The sequence below is a fragment of the Pontibacter saemangeumensis genome (genome assembly GCF_039541895.1).
In the GTDB taxonomy this organism is placed as follows: domain Bacteria; phylum Bacteroidota; class Bacteroidia; order Cytophagales; family Hymenobacteraceae; genus Pontibacter; species Pontibacter saemangeumensis.
Genome location: NZ_BAABHC010000001.1, coordinates 297,681 through 314,514, shown reverse-complemented (window position 1 = coordinate 314,514; position 16,834 = coordinate 297,681). Strand labels below are relative to the sequence as shown.

9 protein-coding genes are annotated in these 16,834 nt (G+C 49.9%); 8 read left to right on the top strand and 1 reads right to left on the bottom strand.

The window, feature by feature from the left end; translation table 11 throughout:
- Positions 1-7 precede the first annotated feature (7 nt).
- The 6 genes from mnmG (at position 8) to ABD920_RS01400 (ending at position 9,000) form a co-directional block, all read left to right on the top strand.
- A complete protein-coding gene (gene mnmG, locus ABD920_RS01425) occupies positions 8-1,870 on the top strand; it encodes a tRNA uridine-5-carboxymethylaminomethyl(34) synthesis enzyme MnmG (RefSeq protein ID WP_345156352.1) in 1,863 nt (620 codons plus the stop codon).
- On the top strand, positions 1,871-2,758 hold the full coding sequence (locus ABD920_RS01420) for a class I SAM-dependent methyltransferase (protein ID WP_345156351.1): 888 nt from the start codon (positions 1,871-1,873) through the stop codon (positions 2,756-2,758). It begins immediately after the preceding gene.
- Between the two features lie 74 nt (positions 2,759-2,832).
- On the top strand, positions 2,833-4,446 hold the full coding sequence (locus tag ABD920_RS01415) for an Ig-like domain-containing protein (protein WP_345156350.1): 1,614 nt from the start codon (positions 2,833-2,835) through the stop codon (positions 4,444-4,446).
- 1,460 nt (positions 4,447-5,906) lie between these two features.
- Positions 5,907-7,982 carry a cation:proton antiporter gene (locus ABD920_RS01410; RefSeq protein WP_345156349.1) on the top strand — a complete coding sequence of 692 codons (2,076 nt, stop codon included), beginning with the start codon at positions 5,907-5,909 and terminating at the stop codon, positions 7,980-7,982.
- The gene (locus ABD920_RS01405; RefSeq protein WP_345156348.1) at positions 7,948-8,496 is read left to right on the top strand and encodes a DUF4385 domain-containing protein; all 549 of its coding nucleotides are present in this window, start codon (positions 7,948-7,950) and stop codon (positions 8,494-8,496) included. The genes ABD920_RS01410 and ABD920_RS01405 overlap by 35 nt, the downstream gene beginning before the upstream one ends.
- A 45-nt stretch (positions 8,497-8,541) precedes the next feature.
- Positions 8,542-9,000 carry a hypothetical protein gene (locus tag ABD920_RS01400; protein WP_345156347.1) on the top strand — a complete coding sequence of 153 codons (459 nt, stop codon included), beginning with the start codon at positions 8,542-8,544 and terminating at the stop codon, positions 8,998-9,000.
- Positions 9,001-9,454: 454 nt separating this feature from the next.
- Here ABD920_RS01400 and ABD920_RS01395 read toward each other — a convergent pair whose 3' ends face one another.
- A complete protein-coding gene (locus tag ABD920_RS01395) occupies positions 9,455-10,591 on the bottom strand; it encodes a hypothetical protein (protein ID WP_345156346.1) in 1,137 nt (378 codons plus the stop codon).
- A gap of 231 nt (positions 10,592-10,822) precedes the next feature.
- Between ABD920_RS01395 and ABD920_RS01390 the strand changes: the two genes are divergently transcribed.
- The gene (locus ABD920_RS01390; RefSeq protein WP_345156345.1) at positions 10,823-12,325 is read left to right on the top strand and encodes a glycine--tRNA ligase; all 1,503 of its coding nucleotides are present in this window, start codon (positions 10,823-10,825) and stop codon (positions 12,323-12,325) included.
- A gap of 1,072 nt (positions 12,326-13,397) precedes the next feature.
- Positions 13,398-16,751 carry an isoleucine--tRNA ligase gene (ileS, locus tag ABD920_RS01385; protein WP_345156344.1) on the top strand — a complete coding sequence of 1,118 codons (3,354 nt, stop codon included), beginning with the start codon at positions 13,398-13,400 and terminating at the stop codon, positions 16,749-16,751.
- Positions 16,752-16,834: the final 83 nt, after the last annotated feature.

The window sequence follows — 16,834 nt, the reverse complement described above, 5'->3', positions numbered from 1 at the left end:
AGAATACATGTTTCCAGAATACGATGTGATAGTTGTAGGCGCCGGGCACGCAGGCTGCGAGGCCGCTGCGGCTGCGGCCAAAATGGGTTCAAAGGTGCTGCTGGCAACCATGAACATGAACACCATCGCTCAGATGTCGTGCAACCCTGCCATGGGTGGCGTGGCAAAAGGGCAGATTGTGCGCGAGGTAGATGCTTTAGGAGGAATGAGCGGTATCATCACCGACCAGACCATGATCCAGTTCCGGATGCTGAACAAATCGAAAGGACCCGCCATGTGGAGCCCGCGCGCGCAGAGCGACCGCATGCGTTTTGCTGAAGCGTGGCGCCTGACGCTGGAGCAGACAGAGAACATCGACTTTTGGCAGGAGATGGTTTCAGGCATAGAAGTAGTGGACGGGAAAGCCGCCGGTATACGAACCAGCTTGGGGATAACTATACGTGGAAAGGCCGTTGTACTCACAAATGGCACCTTTTTGAATGGTATTATCCACATCGGTGAAAAGCAACTAGGGGGAGGACGCGCCGCAGAAAAAGCAGCCAAAGGCATAACCGAGCAACTTGTAGAACTGGGCTTTGAAGCGGGCCGCATGAAAACCGGAACACCTCCGCGGGTAGACGGGCGCTCGCTTGACTACAGCCGCATGGAGGAGCAGTATGGAGACGAGAATCCGTCCAAGTTCTCCTATACAGACACCGTTCCACTGCAGCAACAGCGCAGTTGCTATATCACCTACACCAACACGGAAGTACATGAGATCCTGAAAACAGGATTCGAGAAATCACCGATGTTCCAGGGCCGCATCCAGGGATTGGGACCACGCTACTGCCCATCCATTGAAGATAAGATCAACCGCTTCGCAGACCGTGACCGCCACCAGATTTTCGTGGAACCAGAGGGGTGGAATACAGTGGAGGTATATGTAAACGGTTTCTCCAGTTCCCTGCCGGAGGATGTGCAGCTGAAGGCGCTGCGGAAAATAGTGGGCTTTGAGAATGCCAAAATGTTCCGCCCTGGATACGCCATCGAGTATGACTTCTTTCCGCCAACGCAGCTCAACCTGACGCTAGAGACAAAACTGTTGGAGAACCTGTATTTCGCAGGTCAGATAAATGGCACGACCGGATATGAAGAAGCCGCCTGCCAGGGTCTGATGGCAGGGATCAATGCCCACAACAAGATTAACGAGAAGGAGCCGTTTGTGCTGAAGCGCTCAGAGGCCTATATCGGCGTGCTGATCGATGACCTGGTGAACAAAGGCACCAACGAACCATACCGCATGTTTACTTCACGTGCCGAGCACCGCATCCTCTTGCGCCAGGACAACGCTGATATCCGCCTGACAAAGCTTGGTTACGACCTTGGCCTGGCAGACGAAGCCCGCAAGAAAAATGTGGATAAGAAGATAGAAGAAACGGGTGAAATCATCGCCTATTTAAATAATAAGCCGATTGAGCCTGGAGAAATCAACACATTGTTGGAGGACTTGGGCTCGGCGCCGATCCTAGAAAAACAGCGGGCCGGCCAGCTAATCAAACGTCCGAATATCGAGATAGAGCATATAGCCTTGGCGGTGCCGTCAGTAGCAGAATACCTAAGCAAGTTCAGGGCAGACAGCGTGGAGCAGGCAGGCATACAGGTAAAATATGAAAGCTATATTGTAAAGGAATACAGCATGGCCGCCAAGATGAGCGAGCTTGAGAACTACATCATCAAGGAAAGAATAGACTACCGTAACATACCTGCCCTGTCGGCTGAGGCAAAGGAAAAACTCCTGAAGGTAAACCCGGAAACCATCGGGCAGGCCTCGAGAATTAGTGGCGTCACGCCAGCCGACATATCAGTGCTTATGGTATACCTGGGAAAATAAATGAGCTACGAAAGACTGGAACATTGCCCGATCTGCGGCAAAACAGAATTTAAAAATTTTATAGTAGTAACAGACAACGCTGTGTCAAAAGAGAGTTTCGTGATTGTGGAATGTGAAAACTGTTCCTTCAAGTTCACGAACCCGAGACCGGATACGCAAAGCATCGGGCAGTATTATGAATCAGAGGAGTACATTTCGCACAGCAATACCAAAGCAGGGATCATCAACAGAGCCTACCATGTAGTGCGCTCCATCACCACGAAGCAGAAAGTTGAGCTTATCGACAGGTATGCGCCTGCCAAAGGCTGCATCATGGACTATGGCTGCGGCACAGGCGTATTTCTGGCTGCCTGCAAAAAAGACGGGTGGGAGGTAAGAGGCATCGAACCTAACGCAAAGGCAAGGGAGGCCGCGTCAGCGGAAACAGGCGAAATTATAGCCGCGGGCCTGCAGGATGTGCAGGGAGAAAAATTTGAGGTGATAACCCTTTGGCACGTACTGGAACATATCCACACCCTGAATGAGACGATGAGCCAGCTGCTGGAGAGCCTGCAGGAAGACGGAACGCTGATTATTGCCGTCCCGAATGCTGACTCGCATGACGCCAAAGAGTACAAGGAGAACTGGGCCGCATACGATGTGCCGCGCCACCTTTACCATTTCACGCAGGCTACCATGAAACGCTTCCTGAAAAAGCACAAGATGAAGCTGGAAGAAGTGTTGCCGATGAAGTTTGACGCCTACTATGTGAGCCTGCTCAGCGAGAAACAAAAGAACGGTAAAACCCAGATGCTGAACAGTGTGCTGAACGGGTATAAGTCGAACAGCTACGCCGAGAAGAACGGAAACGATTACTCCAGCCTCATTTTTGTGGCGAAAAGAAAATAAAACACGCTGATAAACGTGTAATACCTGATAGGCAAGCGAGAGTTTGCCTATTTTGATTTTGAGACATAACCCAAATGAAGCTAATCAGAGCAACTATAGTAGCAGGCATTCTGGCAGGGATTACGGCCTGCGCCACTATTAACGCCCCCGAAGGAGGACCCAAGGACCTGACAGCGCCCACGCTGCAGGCAAGCAGCCCGCAAGACCAGCAACTGAATGTAAAGACAAACACCATACGCCTGGTGTTTGATGAGGAAGTGCAACAGAAAAACCTGCAGAAAGAGCTGCTCATCACGCCAAACGTAAACAAAAGATATGAAGTAAGATCAGACAAGAATGAGCTGACCCTGGAGTTTGAAGAGCCGCTGCAGGACAGCACGACCTTTTCTTTCAACTTCAGGGAGGGTATTGTAGACATTACGGAGCAGAACAAGGCTGTAAATTTGAAAATATCTTTCAGCACAGGATCCTTCATCGACTCCAGCAGCGTGAGCGGGAGGGTAGTCAATATTCTGAAGCAGACACCGGAAAAAGGAGCCGTGGTGGCTCTTTACCAGGCAGAGGATACGATGAGCTTCCGGAAGCACAGGCCATATTATCTTACAAACACAGACTCAGCCGGCAACTATGAAATAGAGAACATAAAGGAAGGCAGCTACCGGGTATATGCGCTGGTAGATAAAAATTCAAATACCTTCTATGACAATGAAGAGGAGAGGGTCGCTTACCTGACAGAGCCGATCCGGATTATGCCGGGCACTGACTCCGTGCTGCTGCAGACGGTGCGGATAGACACAAAGAAACCGATCCTGTTACAGCGCGAAAAGTACTTGGACCGGTTCATTGCCAATTACAACGAAGGGATACAACAGTTTGAATTGAAAGCAATGGCCGGTGGCGCGGATACACTCGTGCACCGATTAAGCGCGGATGGGAAGGCAGTAGAGCTGTTTAAAACCGTTAACTTCAGTGGTGGAAAAACGATCCTCACCGCTGTTGATTCCTCAGGGAATATTACAGCTGATACCATTGAAATAGCTTTTGAGGGAAAGCGGGCGAAACGAATTACAGGGGCACAATTGAAAGTTATGAACACTCCTGCAAAAGGAAGTTACAGGGCAAAGCAACCGGTGACCATCGTGTTGGAGACGCCCGTAAGCATTAAGGGTAATACTCTTGTTACTTTAATGACGGACACCGTAGTGTTGCAACAGCTAACCTATCCGGAACAGGTAAGGCTGGATAAAACAGGTACAGAAATCAGCTTTAACCTACCCGAACTAAACAGGCGCATGAAGCAGGTAAGTGTGGTGCTGGATAGCACGGCGCTTGTTCCGACAATAGGCGAGCCGCTAACCTTTACTTCTATCAGCATACCTATAGCAGAAGAAAACGGTACAGGAACGATAAGCGGCGCTATCACAACCAAAAGCGAGTCCTATATAGTACAGCTGCTTAACAGCGAGTATAAAGTAGTGGAGGAGAAAAAGAACCCTCAGAAAAACCTGTTCAAGGACATTGAGCCAGGCGCCTATAGAGTACGGGTACTTATAGATGAAAACAAAAATGGCAAGTGGGATAAGGGAGATCCGGAGATGAAGCGGGCACCAGAGAAAGTCTATATATACCCGGAGGTGATTGATGTCCGGGCAAATTGGGAAAGAGAAAATATTAACCTCACATTTTAACCTACAGCGGAGGCATTTAAAAAAAGAGGCGCATGCGCCTCTTTTTTTGTGCCCGCTATTCCCAACCAGCCGGAACAGCATCCATATCTTCTATCTATTGCCAGTATCATTTGTTTCAAGCGCATTGTATTAAACCAGTCTGCAGATTCCCCTCCCTGGAGGGACAGAGGTAGCTAATATAGAACAGTTTTAAGCGCAGCATGCGGTTGATAAAGGCATCAGAAATTGCCAATCCTTTGGACCCGCACCCACCTATGTCTCCTTTTACCAGAACAGTTAAAACATAACAGTTATATAGGAGTTATGGAAAGCAGCAAGCCTGAAAAAAATTTTTTCAACCTACAGAGAAAGCTTACAGATTAAAATGAGGCCAACCGTGGCGCTACCATCACAACATCTACACCAGCGCGACATTCAATACAGGCGGGTCAGCAGTAGCTAAGTGGAAGCATCCGGCATTTAATCAATTCTCATTTCTGCTCCAACTCAGGGGCCCGAAATTCATATGTAACCGCTAAAGCAGAGAGTTATATATAGGCATTACTATAAGTTTCAATTCTGCCACAGGCCACCTCTATCTTTCTGTTTATAGCCCCTCGTGCCTGAAAATGTAATGGCCATATATAATCATTAGCTGTTTCCGGTTCAGGACTTAACCTATCATTTTAGCAGCTTATTCTTTGTTGCTTATTAATTGTGAAAAGAACAGATATCCTCCATATATGTAAAAGCTGGCGCAGCTAAAATCTGCACCTCCCTATATACATTATGTTTGCACTGCTCATCTCCTGCATTTATATATCCCTTTACACATATGGGAAACTAAAAGAGCAGTCGACGTACAGTTTCTCATCCGATTTGATGGTCATACATTGCCGCAATCAATGACAGTAAGCTTCGGCTTGAGAAAAAATTAAAGCAATAATAACAGGAATGGGTAATCCACATATGGGGTGGTATAACTGTGGATAAGCGTGGGTAAAGCAATGGATAATTTACACTACCCAATCCGGCACAAAGAATACACAGGAGTGTAAGGGTGTAAAAGTGGATAGGGGTGTATAACCACCGCCTGAAAATTACATTGTCCACGTTGTTGTGAATTGTGAGGAATGAAATACACACAAAGGGTGGAAAGGTGGATAAGCTCCCCAAGTGACTGATACACAAGACATATTTATAAACAACCTGTTCGTGGAACTGGTGAAAAAGAAGCCAGATGTAAACAAGTTGTCCGTAATACACAAAACTGGGTAAAGTTGTCCACTTATGAACAGACCTGATAGTGAAAGAAGAATATTTAAGAAATCATTTTATAAAAAGTTATTAGGTAACAAAAGTTGTGGAAAGGTGAAGAAACAGAGTTGTATAAAGAAGCAGAAGGGATACATTAAAACTATACAGGAGAAAAATCGATATATTTAGAAGCCGAAAGGCGAATTCCCAAAGAAGAAAAAAACATGCTGTTAAATGTAGATCTCTCTATTCCGTTCGAGGAACCTGTCATCATATTCACGGTGGTACTCCTCATCATATTGGTAGTGCCGATCATGCTGAACAAGTTCCGGGTACCTGGAATAGTTGGGTTGATACTGGCCGGGGTTATACTGGGGCCAAACGGGTTTGGAGTACTGGAACGCGATGCAAGTATCGTACTGTTCGGGACAGTGGGGTTGCTATACATCATGTTCCAGGCGGGGCTTGAGATCGACATGATTGATTTCAAGCGATACAAAGTGAGAAGCCTTGTGTTCGGGGCCTTGACCTTCCTCATCCCGATCACCATAGGAACGGCAGTGTTCTTTTATATACATGGCTACGAAGTAAAGCCAGCCATACTGTTGGCGAGCATGTTCTCTCCGCATACACTGCTGGCATACCCGATCGTGAGTCGGCTGGGCCTGAGCAAAAATGCGGCTGTAACCCTCACCATCGGCGGTACGCTCGTCACAGACACCGCGGTGCTCTTTGTGCTGGCGATCATCATCAACTCAACACAGGGAGACACAGATGCATGGTTCTGGGTGTTCATGATTTTGGAGATGATCATCTTCGTGGTGGTGGTGCTTTGGCTGTTCCCGAAGATGGCGAAATGGATGTTTAAGCAGCTGGAAAGTGAGAAGGGCGCCCAGTTCATATTCGTGCTGACGGTAATTTTTGCGGCAGGCTTTCTGTCAGAGCTCGCGGGTATGGAAGCCATTATCGGCGCGTTCCTGGCGGGGTTGGCGCTAAACCCCCTGATTCCGCACACATCGGCGCTCATGAACAGGATTGAGTTTGTCGGCAACAACATCTTCATTCCTTTCTTCCTGATAAGCACGGGAATGCTGGTGGACCTGACGGTGCTGTTCACAGATACCAATGCCATGCTCATAGCTGGTACAATTGTTATTCTGGCCCCCCTGGCGAAATATGCAGCAGCATTTCTGACTCAGAAAATATTCGGCTTCAGCGTACTGCAGCGTAACCTGATTTTTGGGTTGAGCAGCGCCCATGCGGCCGCAACCCTCGCCGTGGTGCTGGCTGGGTTTGAAATAGGGCTGCTGGGGGAGAGCGCCCTAAATGGTGCGGTTGTGCTGATCCTGGTATCAAGTATGGTGAGCTCGTTTACTACTGAGAAAGTAGGGCGAAAGCTGGCGATTATGGAAAACAGAAGAAAGCCGGATATAAGTGTGAAGCCGGACAGGATTCTGGTGCCAGTCGGGAACCCGAAGACCATAGAAAGCCTGATAGACTTGTCGATCATGCTAAAGAACCCGGACCATAGTCAGCCCATATACCCGTTGGCGGTGGTTATAGACAACGAGCATGCGGAGGAGGAAATCTACAAGAAGAACAAGATGCTGCAGGAGGCGATTCACCATGCCTCGGCCACAGACAACGACGTACAGCTGGTTTCAAAAATAGATATAAACATAGCCAGCGGAATCCTGCGGGCGATTAAAGAGCTGATGATAACGGAAGTGGTGCTGGGCTGGAATGCAAAGATCACCACCCGCGACCGCATCTTCGGGACAGTGCTCGACAGCCTGCTGGCCAATACGGATGAGATGATCCTGGTATGTAAGATCATACAGCCCCTGAACACTACCGCCCGCCTGGTCGTGATTGTGCCGACCAACGCAGAGCTCGAGCGGGGCTTTATGCGCTGGGTCAGGAGTGTGAAGCTGCTTTCGCAGCAGATGGGTGCCCCGGTGGTGTTCCGGGCCCGTAAGCGTACGTTAAACAAGCTCAAAAGCGTGATTGCGGAGAGCAAACCAACCGTGGAGGCGGAGTACGTGCCATATGAGAGTCTGAATGAGATAGCCACCATGAAGTCTGAGCTTAAAAAGGACGATATGGTCGTGGTGATCTCGGCCAGGAAAGGAACATTGTCGTACAACAGCAACCTCGATTACGTACCACGCGTTTTGTCGAGAAACTACAAAGACAACAGTTTTATCGTTATCTACCCCGAACAGTACCCGGTGTACCAACCGACACCCACAAGACCAGCTGCCTATGCCAGCAACGCCAGTGAAGAAGAAAACTTTTGATTATGGCCTCGATTTCGCGACCGTTAATTTCAGAGAGCACCCGGAGTTATACCGCATCGGCAAAGGCGAGCAGGGGGTGCTGCTGGTAGAGCCGTATAAATCGGAGATTCTGCCGCACTGGCGTTTTAAAACACCGGATATCGCGCGGGAGTCATCCGAGAAGATCTATGAACTCTTTGAGGAGTACCTGCAGCAGGACGATTTTGTGGGAGCCGATATAGCGCGCAAGTTTCTGCAGATGGGCTATACCCGCAGCCGGCGCTATGCCAACCACAAATCGGGCAAAAAATACAAGGGCCCGGTACCCGAAGACAAGAAGGGACAGAGCGGGGCACACGGCCGCGAGCAGCTGCCAGCGGATCCGGATCCGGTGAAGGCCGCGTCAGCGGCGATTTTCAAGGAGAAGTGGGAACAGGCAAAGCAGCACGAGGTCTATCAGCAGATGAGCCAGCGATTTAGGGCTGCCTACGAAGCGGCGCCACAGGAAAATTCTGCAAAAAAGATAAATCAATAGAAAGGTAAATCGCGTATCTTTGCCCATATAAACCTTAAAGTGAACATGATCAACAAAGACATCAGGTTAGGCAAGGGGCTTGGCAAGATCAAGTTTGGCCTGACAATGGAAGAAGTGGAAGAGCTGATTGGCGAACCGGAAGAGGTAGAAGAGTCTGATGAGGAAGATGAGTTTGAGCATCAGGCCTGGAACTACTGGGAAGAAGGCTACTCCCTGTACTTTGACAAAGAAGACGACTACCGCCTGAGCTGTATCGAAACAGCTAACCGCGAGGTGCAGATCTGGGGCGAGCGTGTTTTTGAGATGAGCAAGGAGCAGATTCTGCAGCTGTTTGCAGATAACGATATAACCAACCCGGAAGAGGAAGAAGCGGAGACCGGTGAAACAAGGGTGTCTTTTGAAAAAGAGATGATCGACCTGTACTTCGACGATGACCAGCTGATCGCCATCAATTTCGGCGTGTTCATCAACGATAACCTGGAAGTGATGTGGCCTGAGAAATAAGCGCCTTACAAGCATATATAAAAAGCCCCGGCAGAAGATTCTGCCGGGGCTTTTTGATGATAAGCAAACGTAAGTTATATATGCCGGGTCTGATGCGAAGGCGGTTTTTACTGAAATTATACGGGTATGGGTTGTATAAAACTTAAAACGGTATACCTCTTCCTGCAACCCCAAGATGTTATACTGTCAAGTTCCCATCAATGACGACCCGATCATAGCCTAAGTTGAAGCTTCTAAAATGCCAGAATGGTGTAAAGGCCAGCTGGAACGGCTGTGGATAAAAAACGGGAAAAACGTGTATACGCAGGGAAAAAGAAGTTTTTTATAATTGTGTATAAATAGAATCGTTGCGTTTTACACATATAGCATCAGGTGCCTCAGCGCTTTATAAAAAAGAAAAAGGCCCTGCACATGCAGGGCCTTTTAGGTAAAATTATATGTACGGAAGTACCGCCTACTTGAACAGGAAATCTACCAGCTCTTCCTGGATAACCGGGTTGATGGCCACAGCCAGGATAATGGAAATCACCAGGCCAATAGTAACCGAAAGGATGTCTTTGCCAATCAGCCGGAAGGTTTTGGCAAACTTTACCGGGCTGTCATGGGCGCGCAGGCGCATACCCAGTTCGCGGCCGGCCAGAAGGCCCACAAACACCCAGGTAGTGCTCATCGGGATGTTATTCACTTCTTTAAAGTAGTACAGGATGATTGCGTAAACAAGGTCGATGATGGTGGCGCTGCGCACATCACGCACATCGGATTTCTCGTTGATGATGTGCTGGATCTTCTCGCCGCGCTGGTAGAACATAAAACCGAGGCCAAGGAAGATGAAGCCGGCAAAGGCAGCAAACTCCATAACATCCAATTGGCGTGGCAGGTAAACAGCTACGTTGGCCAGGTCTTGTGCCAGCCAGGTGTGCCATAGAAACCCGCTTATTACCCACTGCGCTATGATCCAGGAGCCGTGTGCCTCACCCTTTATAAAACGCTTGATAATTTTGGAAAGCGCCAGGTACAGAAGAAGCGCGACCAGGAAAGCTGCCACATAGCCCATCAGACTTTTGCTCACCATACCGATGATGGCACCTGAGCTAACCGTAAACACACTCAGGAGCATAAACGTGGTAGACACCGGAATCCTGAAGCGGGTGAGTAGTAACAGCACAATGGGTGCTGCCAGCTGCAGGTACACGAAACTGTCGATGGTCTGGTCGAAGCCCTTGGATGACAGGCGCTGGTAGGTCACATCGCCATCAAAGGCATACCAGCTGTAGAAAACGGTGCCTAAGAAGATGGCACCCATGAAGAGCCACTGCCAGTACCATTTTTTATCCTCGTTAGAGACGATGAACGTGCCGATGGTTTGGATACTGTCGTTGGCGATGGCGGAGTAGCCGGCAAAGGCAAAGCCGACCCACATGGCGATGGATGCATAGGGATAAACCAGGCCGGCCAGGATAAGAGAGAAGGCAATGAAGTAAAGGAAATTCTTTTCCTTCCGGATGTAGATGTCGAGTAGACTGTAACGCCTCCGGAATTTGTATGGCTTAATTGGGGCTACATGCTTCGGGCTTTTTTTAGTCTTAGCCATCTTTAGGTTTGAGTGAGAAACAAAAAACGATGCAAGTTACTGTAAAATGAAGTTATGGGTAATATACCAATGTTAAGAAATTGTTAACGCAGGCAGGAGAAGGGCTACGGGGGGCGCTGAGGCAGGTTTAGTGAAGGTGACGGCAGGTCAAGGGCAGACAAAATAAAGGTAGTATCTGAAAAACAAAGTAATTACTGTGCATTATCATCCGCTAAAAATTATCTTTGCGCCATGGCAACACAAGAGAAAACCCCTGTAGAAAACGCACAGCTGAAAGATATAATCTCACACGCGAAGGAATATGGCTTCATTTTTCCGTCAAGCGAGATCTACGATGGCCTGCAGGCCGTGTACGATTACGGCCAGATGGGCGTCGAACTGAAAAACAACATCAAGAGCCTTTGGTGGAAATGTATGACCCAGCTGAACCAGAACGTAGTAGGTCTGGATGCAGCCATCTTCATGCACCCGCTCACCTGGAAAGCCTCGGGCCACATCGACAGCTTCAACGACCCGATGATCGATAACAAGGACTCCAAAAAGCGCTACCGTGCCGATGTGCTGCTGGAAGATAAAGCCGCACAGTATGAGGCAGACGGCCATTTCGACAAAGCAAAAGACCTGCTGGTAGAGATGGGGCGCCTGTTAGGGGCAGAAGACCTGGATGGTGTGCGGGAACTGATTGTGCAGGAAGGTATAAAGTGCCCTGTATCCGGCACTGCCAACTGGACAGAGGTGCGCCAGTTTAACCTGATGTTCTCGACGCAGGTTGGGTCCGTGGCTGAGGAGTCGCAGACCATCTACCTGCGACCCGAAACTGCGCAGGGCATCTTCGTCAACTTCCTCAACGTGCAGAAAACCGGTCGTATGAAAGTGCCTTTCGGTATCGCCCAGATCGGAAAGGCCTTCCGTAACGAGATCGTGGCGCGCCAGTTTATTTTCCGGATGCGTGAATTTGAGCAGATGGAGATGCAGTTTTTTGTGCGCCCCGGCACCGAGATGGAATGGTACAACCAGTGGAAGGAGACGCGCAAGAAGTGGCATGAGGCCATGGGCATCCCTTCCGATAAGCTCCGCTTCCACGACCATGACAAGCTGGCCCACTACGCCAACGCCGCCGTGGACATCGAGTTCCAGTTCCCGTTTGGCTTTAAGGAAGTAGAGGGAATCCACTCCCGCACCGACTTCGACCTGAGCCAGCACCAGGAGCTGAGCCGCAAGAAGCTGCAGTACTTCGACAACGACCTGAATGAAGACGGCAAGCCATATGGCAACTACATTCCTTATGTGATCGAGACATCAGCCGGTGCCGACCGCCTGTTCCTGATGACGCTCTGCAACGCGTACCAGGAAGAGGAAATCACAGAAGGCGACGCTACCAAAACCCGCACGTTCCTGAAGCTGCACCCGTCGCTGGCCCCGGTGAAAGCCGCTATCCTGCCGCTCACCAAAAAAGACGGGCTGCCGGAAAAAGCAACAGAGGTGTTTAACGCGCTGAAGTACGACTTCAACACCATATATGAAGAGCGCGACAGCATCGGCAAGCGCTACACCCGCCAGGACCTGATCGGAACGCCGTTCTGCATCGCCATCGACCACCAGACACTGGAGGATGACACCGTAACGGTGCGTGACCGCGACAGCCGCGAGCAGGTGCGCATGCCGATCAGTGAACTGAATAGCTACATCGACAAGGCCGTAAACTTCAAAAGCATTTTTGAGAAACTGGCTTAGGCCATATATAAATTACTGTTATCGCAAAAGCCGGAGGAACAGCGCCTCCGGCTTTTGCTTTTATAGCTGTACTGAATCTTGCACCCGATGTATAATCCCAGATCATATATAGACTCTTCCAGAATTAAAGGACAATGGACATTCCCTTTTAACTGGTTTAAAAAGAATGAAGCCCTAAATGGAAGAGGGATTAGACGTTTTAGTATACTATTCACATCACTTGGTTCATGCACACTGCAATTAACCTGGTTGCAGATTCCCGTCTTGGGAGGGGCAGGTTCTGTAGAATAGCTTCGTGTGCAGCATGTAGTTGGTAATGCTATAAGTTTCCATGTTGAAGTTTATATATGACCTGGAGCTTCGGTAGATATAAAGCAGGAGCGTTCTTTCCGTAATAGAGCTTATTATTATAAATGCTATCGATACAATATGGAGGCAAAAGGTTAAAAATTTGTATTATAGTGCAAAAATTATGTTAAATATGATTATGATCAGCTTATGAATGCTGTTAAGGTTTATGTTGAAAAAATATATAGAATATGCCTTTAAGTCATTTATAGCGATATTATTCTTTAGTTACTAACATAGACATTCCATTGTATCAGTGTTAGTTTCTGAAGTTAGCAAGGATACAATGTGCTAAGTTCTGTTCTTCAGGGAATGTGGAAACAGAAAGCTTAAAATTACTGTTAGGCTTGTGGAAAGAACTGTAACTTCCTGGGATATAAATACTAATAGCAGAGCAAGTATATAATGTATGCACAGCAGGTATAAGGCCCGTGCCGACAGCTATGGGATTAACCGAAAGCCACGAACCTGAGTAGCAGGAGCTTTTAATCAATAAAAAAGAGCAGAATTGCTTACCTTTGCCGGATTAAAAGTGCCGGGGAACCGAGCTTTGAATAATAGGTAACAGCGGAAGAGATCCTGGATGCAGACCACATTGGATGATTCAGGCTTGCGACGGACATATAGTACCCCAATTTCGGTAGATTAGCTTCCTTCGGAGTAAGATTAAACCTGTACCTGGCAAAATTTGGAAAGGTAGAACAAGACAAATAACCTGAAAACGGTGAAGTACAACGAGTATAAAAACCTGAGTTACGCCAAAGTAGGCGAGGAAGTACTGGCGTTCTGGAAGCAGAACAACATATTTGAGAAATCAGTGGCTACCCGTGAAGGGAACAAGCCATTCGTTTTCTATGAGGGGCCACCTTCGGCCAACGGGAAACCGGGCATCCACCACGTGATGGCCCGCGCTGTGAAAGACATCTTCTGCCGCTACAAAACCCTTAAGGGATTTCAGGTGAACCGCAAAGGCGGCTGGGATACGCATGGCCTGCCCATCGAGCTGCAGGTAGAGAAAGAACTGGGCATCACGAAAGAGGATATAGGCAAGACTATCTCAGTAGCGGAATACAACGAGCGCTGCCGCGAAACCGTGATGCGCTTCAAGCACCAGTGGGACGACCTGACCGAGAAGATGGGCTACTGGGTAGACCTGAACAACCCTTACATCACGTTCGAGAACGAGTACATCGAATCTTGCTGGGCCCTGCTGAAGCGCCTCTACGACAAAGGCTACCTCTATAAAGGTTACACTATCCAACCCTACTCTCCGGGAGCCGGTACTGGTTTGAGCTCGCATGAGCTGAACCAGCCGGGCTGCTACCAGATGGTGAAGGACACGACCATCGTGGCGCAGTTCGAGGTGAAGAAAATCACCCGCAACATGTTCCTGTTCGGGTACGAGGAGGAGAAAGTGTACTTCCTGGCCTGGACAACCACGCCCTGGACCTTGCCTGCCAACACCGCACTGGCCGTTGGAAAGGGCATCAAATATGTGAAGGTCCGGACATATAACCCTTACACTTTTGAGCCAATCTCAGTTATTCTGGCCAAAGACCTGGTGAGCCGCTACTTCAACCCGAAAGCCGCTGACCTGGCGCTGACAGATTACAGTTCCGGCGATAAACTGATCCCTTATAAGGTGGTAGAGGAGTTTACCGGCGCTGACCTGGCTGGCGTAGAATATCACCAACTGATGCCGTACGTGCAGCCGGAGAAACCTGCTTTCAGGGTAGTAGTGGGCGATTTCGTGACGACAGAGGATGGAACGGGTATTGTGCATATAGCACCCACCTTTGGTGCCGACGACTTCAGGGTAGCCGCTCAAAACGACATACCGGCTCTGCTGGTGATGGATGAGAACGGGAAGCCAATGCCCATCGTGGACAAGCAAGGCCGGTTTGTACCGGAGATCACAGACTTTGCCGGCATGTACGTGAAGAACTATACCGGCGAGGACGAGAGCGCCCCGGACTATAAGCCGACGGACGTAAAGATCGCCATCAAGCTGAAGGAGGAGAACAAAGCCTTCAAGGTAGAGAAATACGAGCACACCTACCCGCACTGCTGGCGTACGGATAAGCCCGTTTTATATTACCCGCTCGACAGCTGGTTTATCAAAACGACAGCGGTAAAAGACAGGCTGATCGAGCTGAACAAGACCATCAACTGGAAACCGGAATCTACTGGCACGGGCCGTTTTGGAAACTGGCTGGAGAACCTTGTGGACTGGAACCTGTCGCGCTCCCGCTACTGGGGCACTCCGCTGCCTATATGGCGGACTGAGGACGGCGAGGAGGAAATCTGCATCGGCTCCATCGCGCAACTGAGCGAGGAGATAGACAGAGCGGTGGAAAAAGGCTTTATGGATGCCGGTGTTGAGATAAACGACCTGCACCGCCCTTACGTGGATAACATCGTTTTGGTGAGCCATTCCGGGAAGCCAATGTACAGAGAGACAGACCTTATCGACGTATGGTTCGACTCTGGCGCGATGCCTTATGCACAGTGGCACTACCCGATCGAGAACAAGGAAATATTCGAGCAGAACTTCCCGGCCGACTATATAGCCGAGGGAGTAGACCAGACACGCGGCTGGTTCTTTACACTGCACGCACTGGCCGTGATGCTGGAAGACAGTGTGGCTTACAAGAACGTGATCGCGAACGGGCTGGTGCTCGACAAGAACGGCAACAAGATGAGCAAGCGCCTCGGCAACGCCATCGATCCGTTTGAGATGATCAGTACCTACGGACCGGATGCCGTGCGCTGGTATATGATCGCGAACGCTCCGCCTTGGGATAACCTGAAGTTCAACCCGGAGGGAGTGGTGGAGACGCAGCGCCGTTTCTTCGGCACGCTGCAGAACACCTACTCCTTCTTCGCGCTGTATGCCAACCTCGACAACTTTACCTATGCCGAGGCCGACGTGCCGCTGGAGCGAAGAACAGAGAGCGACCGCTGGATCATCTCCAAGCTGAACACACTGGTGCAGGAGGTGGATGGCTACCTCGCCGACTACGACCCGACCAAAGCGGCCCGCGCCATCCAGGATTTCGTGGTGGACGACCTGAGCAACTGGTACGTGCGCCTGAACCGCAAGCGTTTCTGGAAAGGTGAGTACAACGAAGACAAGATGGCTGCTTACCAGACACTCTATACCTGCCTGGAGACCATTGCCAAGCTGGCCTCCCCGGTCGCGCCGTTTTACACCGAGCAGCTGTTCCGCGACCTGAACAGCGTGAGCGGCAGGAACAGCGTGGAGTCCGTGCACCTGGCTGATTTCCCGGTGGTGGCGGAAGGCGCAATCGACAAGGACCTGGAGGAGCGGATGCAACTGGCCCAAACCATATCGTCGCTGGTGCACTCGCTGCGCAAGAAAGAGATGATCAAAGTGCGCCAGCCGCTGCAGCGCATCCTGATACCGGTGCTGAACGAAAGAACAAAGCAGCAGGTACAGGCCGTGGAAGACCTGATCATGAGTGAGGTGAACGTGAAGCACGTGGAGTATATAGATGATACGTCGGGCATCCTGGTGAAGAAGATCAAGCCGAACTTCAAGAAGCTGGGCCAGGTGTTCGGGCCGAAGATGAAGCTGGTGGCCGCCGCCGTGCAGCAAATGGACCAGAACGACATCGCTACCCTGGAGCGGGAAGGCGGCTTTGAGCTCCTGCTGAATGACGACGAAACAGCCGTGCTGACGCCGGACGACGTGGAGATCTCCTCAGAGGACATCCCGGGCTGGCTGGTAGCCAACGAAGGCAAACTGACCGTGGCCCTGGACATCACCCTGACGGAAGAGCTGAAGCAGGAAGGCATTGCCCGCGACCTGGTGAACCGCATCCAGAACCTCCGCAAGGACAGCAACCTGGAGGTGCAGGACAAGATCTACATCACGATGCAGCGCGCAGAGCCGGAGGTGAATGCCGCCGTAGAGAACTACAGCGCCTATATATGCGCCGAAACACAGGCCCTGAAGCTGGACATGGTAGGCGAACTGCAGGACGCAACGTTGCTGGATATCGACGATTACAAAGTATATATCCATATACAGACAGTGGAGAGCACTGTGTTCTAAATTTCAAAAGCACCGGAGAGAGTTTCCTTCGGTGCTTTTGTGCTTCAACGAGTATACTTGCAGCGGCGGAAGGTATAGAGCGC

Coding starts and splice junctions, on each gene's coding strand:
- mnmG (WP_345156352.1), top strand. CDS start 8: ATGTTTCCAGAATACGATGTGATAGTTGTAGGCGCCGGGCACGCAGGC.
- ABD920_RS01420 (WP_345156351.1), top strand. CDS start 1,871: ATGAGCTACGAAAGACTGGAACATTGCCCGATCTGCGGCAAAACAGAA.
- ABD920_RS01415 (WP_345156350.1), top strand. CDS start 2,833: ATGAAGCTAATCAGAGCAACTATAGTAGCAGGCATTCTGGCAGGGATT.
- ABD920_RS01410 (WP_345156349.1), top strand. CDS start 5,907: ATGCTGTTAAATGTAGATCTCTCTATTCCGTTCGAGGAACCTGTCATC.
- ABD920_RS01405 (WP_345156348.1), top strand. CDS start 7,948: ATGCCAGCAACGCCAGTGAAGAAGAAAACTTTTGATTATGGCCTCGAT.
- ABD920_RS01400 (WP_345156347.1), top strand. CDS start 8,542: ATGATCAACAAAGACATCAGGTTAGGCAAGGGGCTTGGCAAGATCAAG.
- ABD920_RS01395 (WP_345156346.1), bottom strand. CDS start 10,591: ATGGCTAAGACTAAAAAAAGCCCGAAGCATGTAGCCCCAATTAAGCCA.
- ABD920_RS01390 (WP_345156345.1), top strand. CDS start 10,823: ATGGCAACACAAGAGAAAACCCCTGTAGAAAACGCACAGCTGAAAGAT.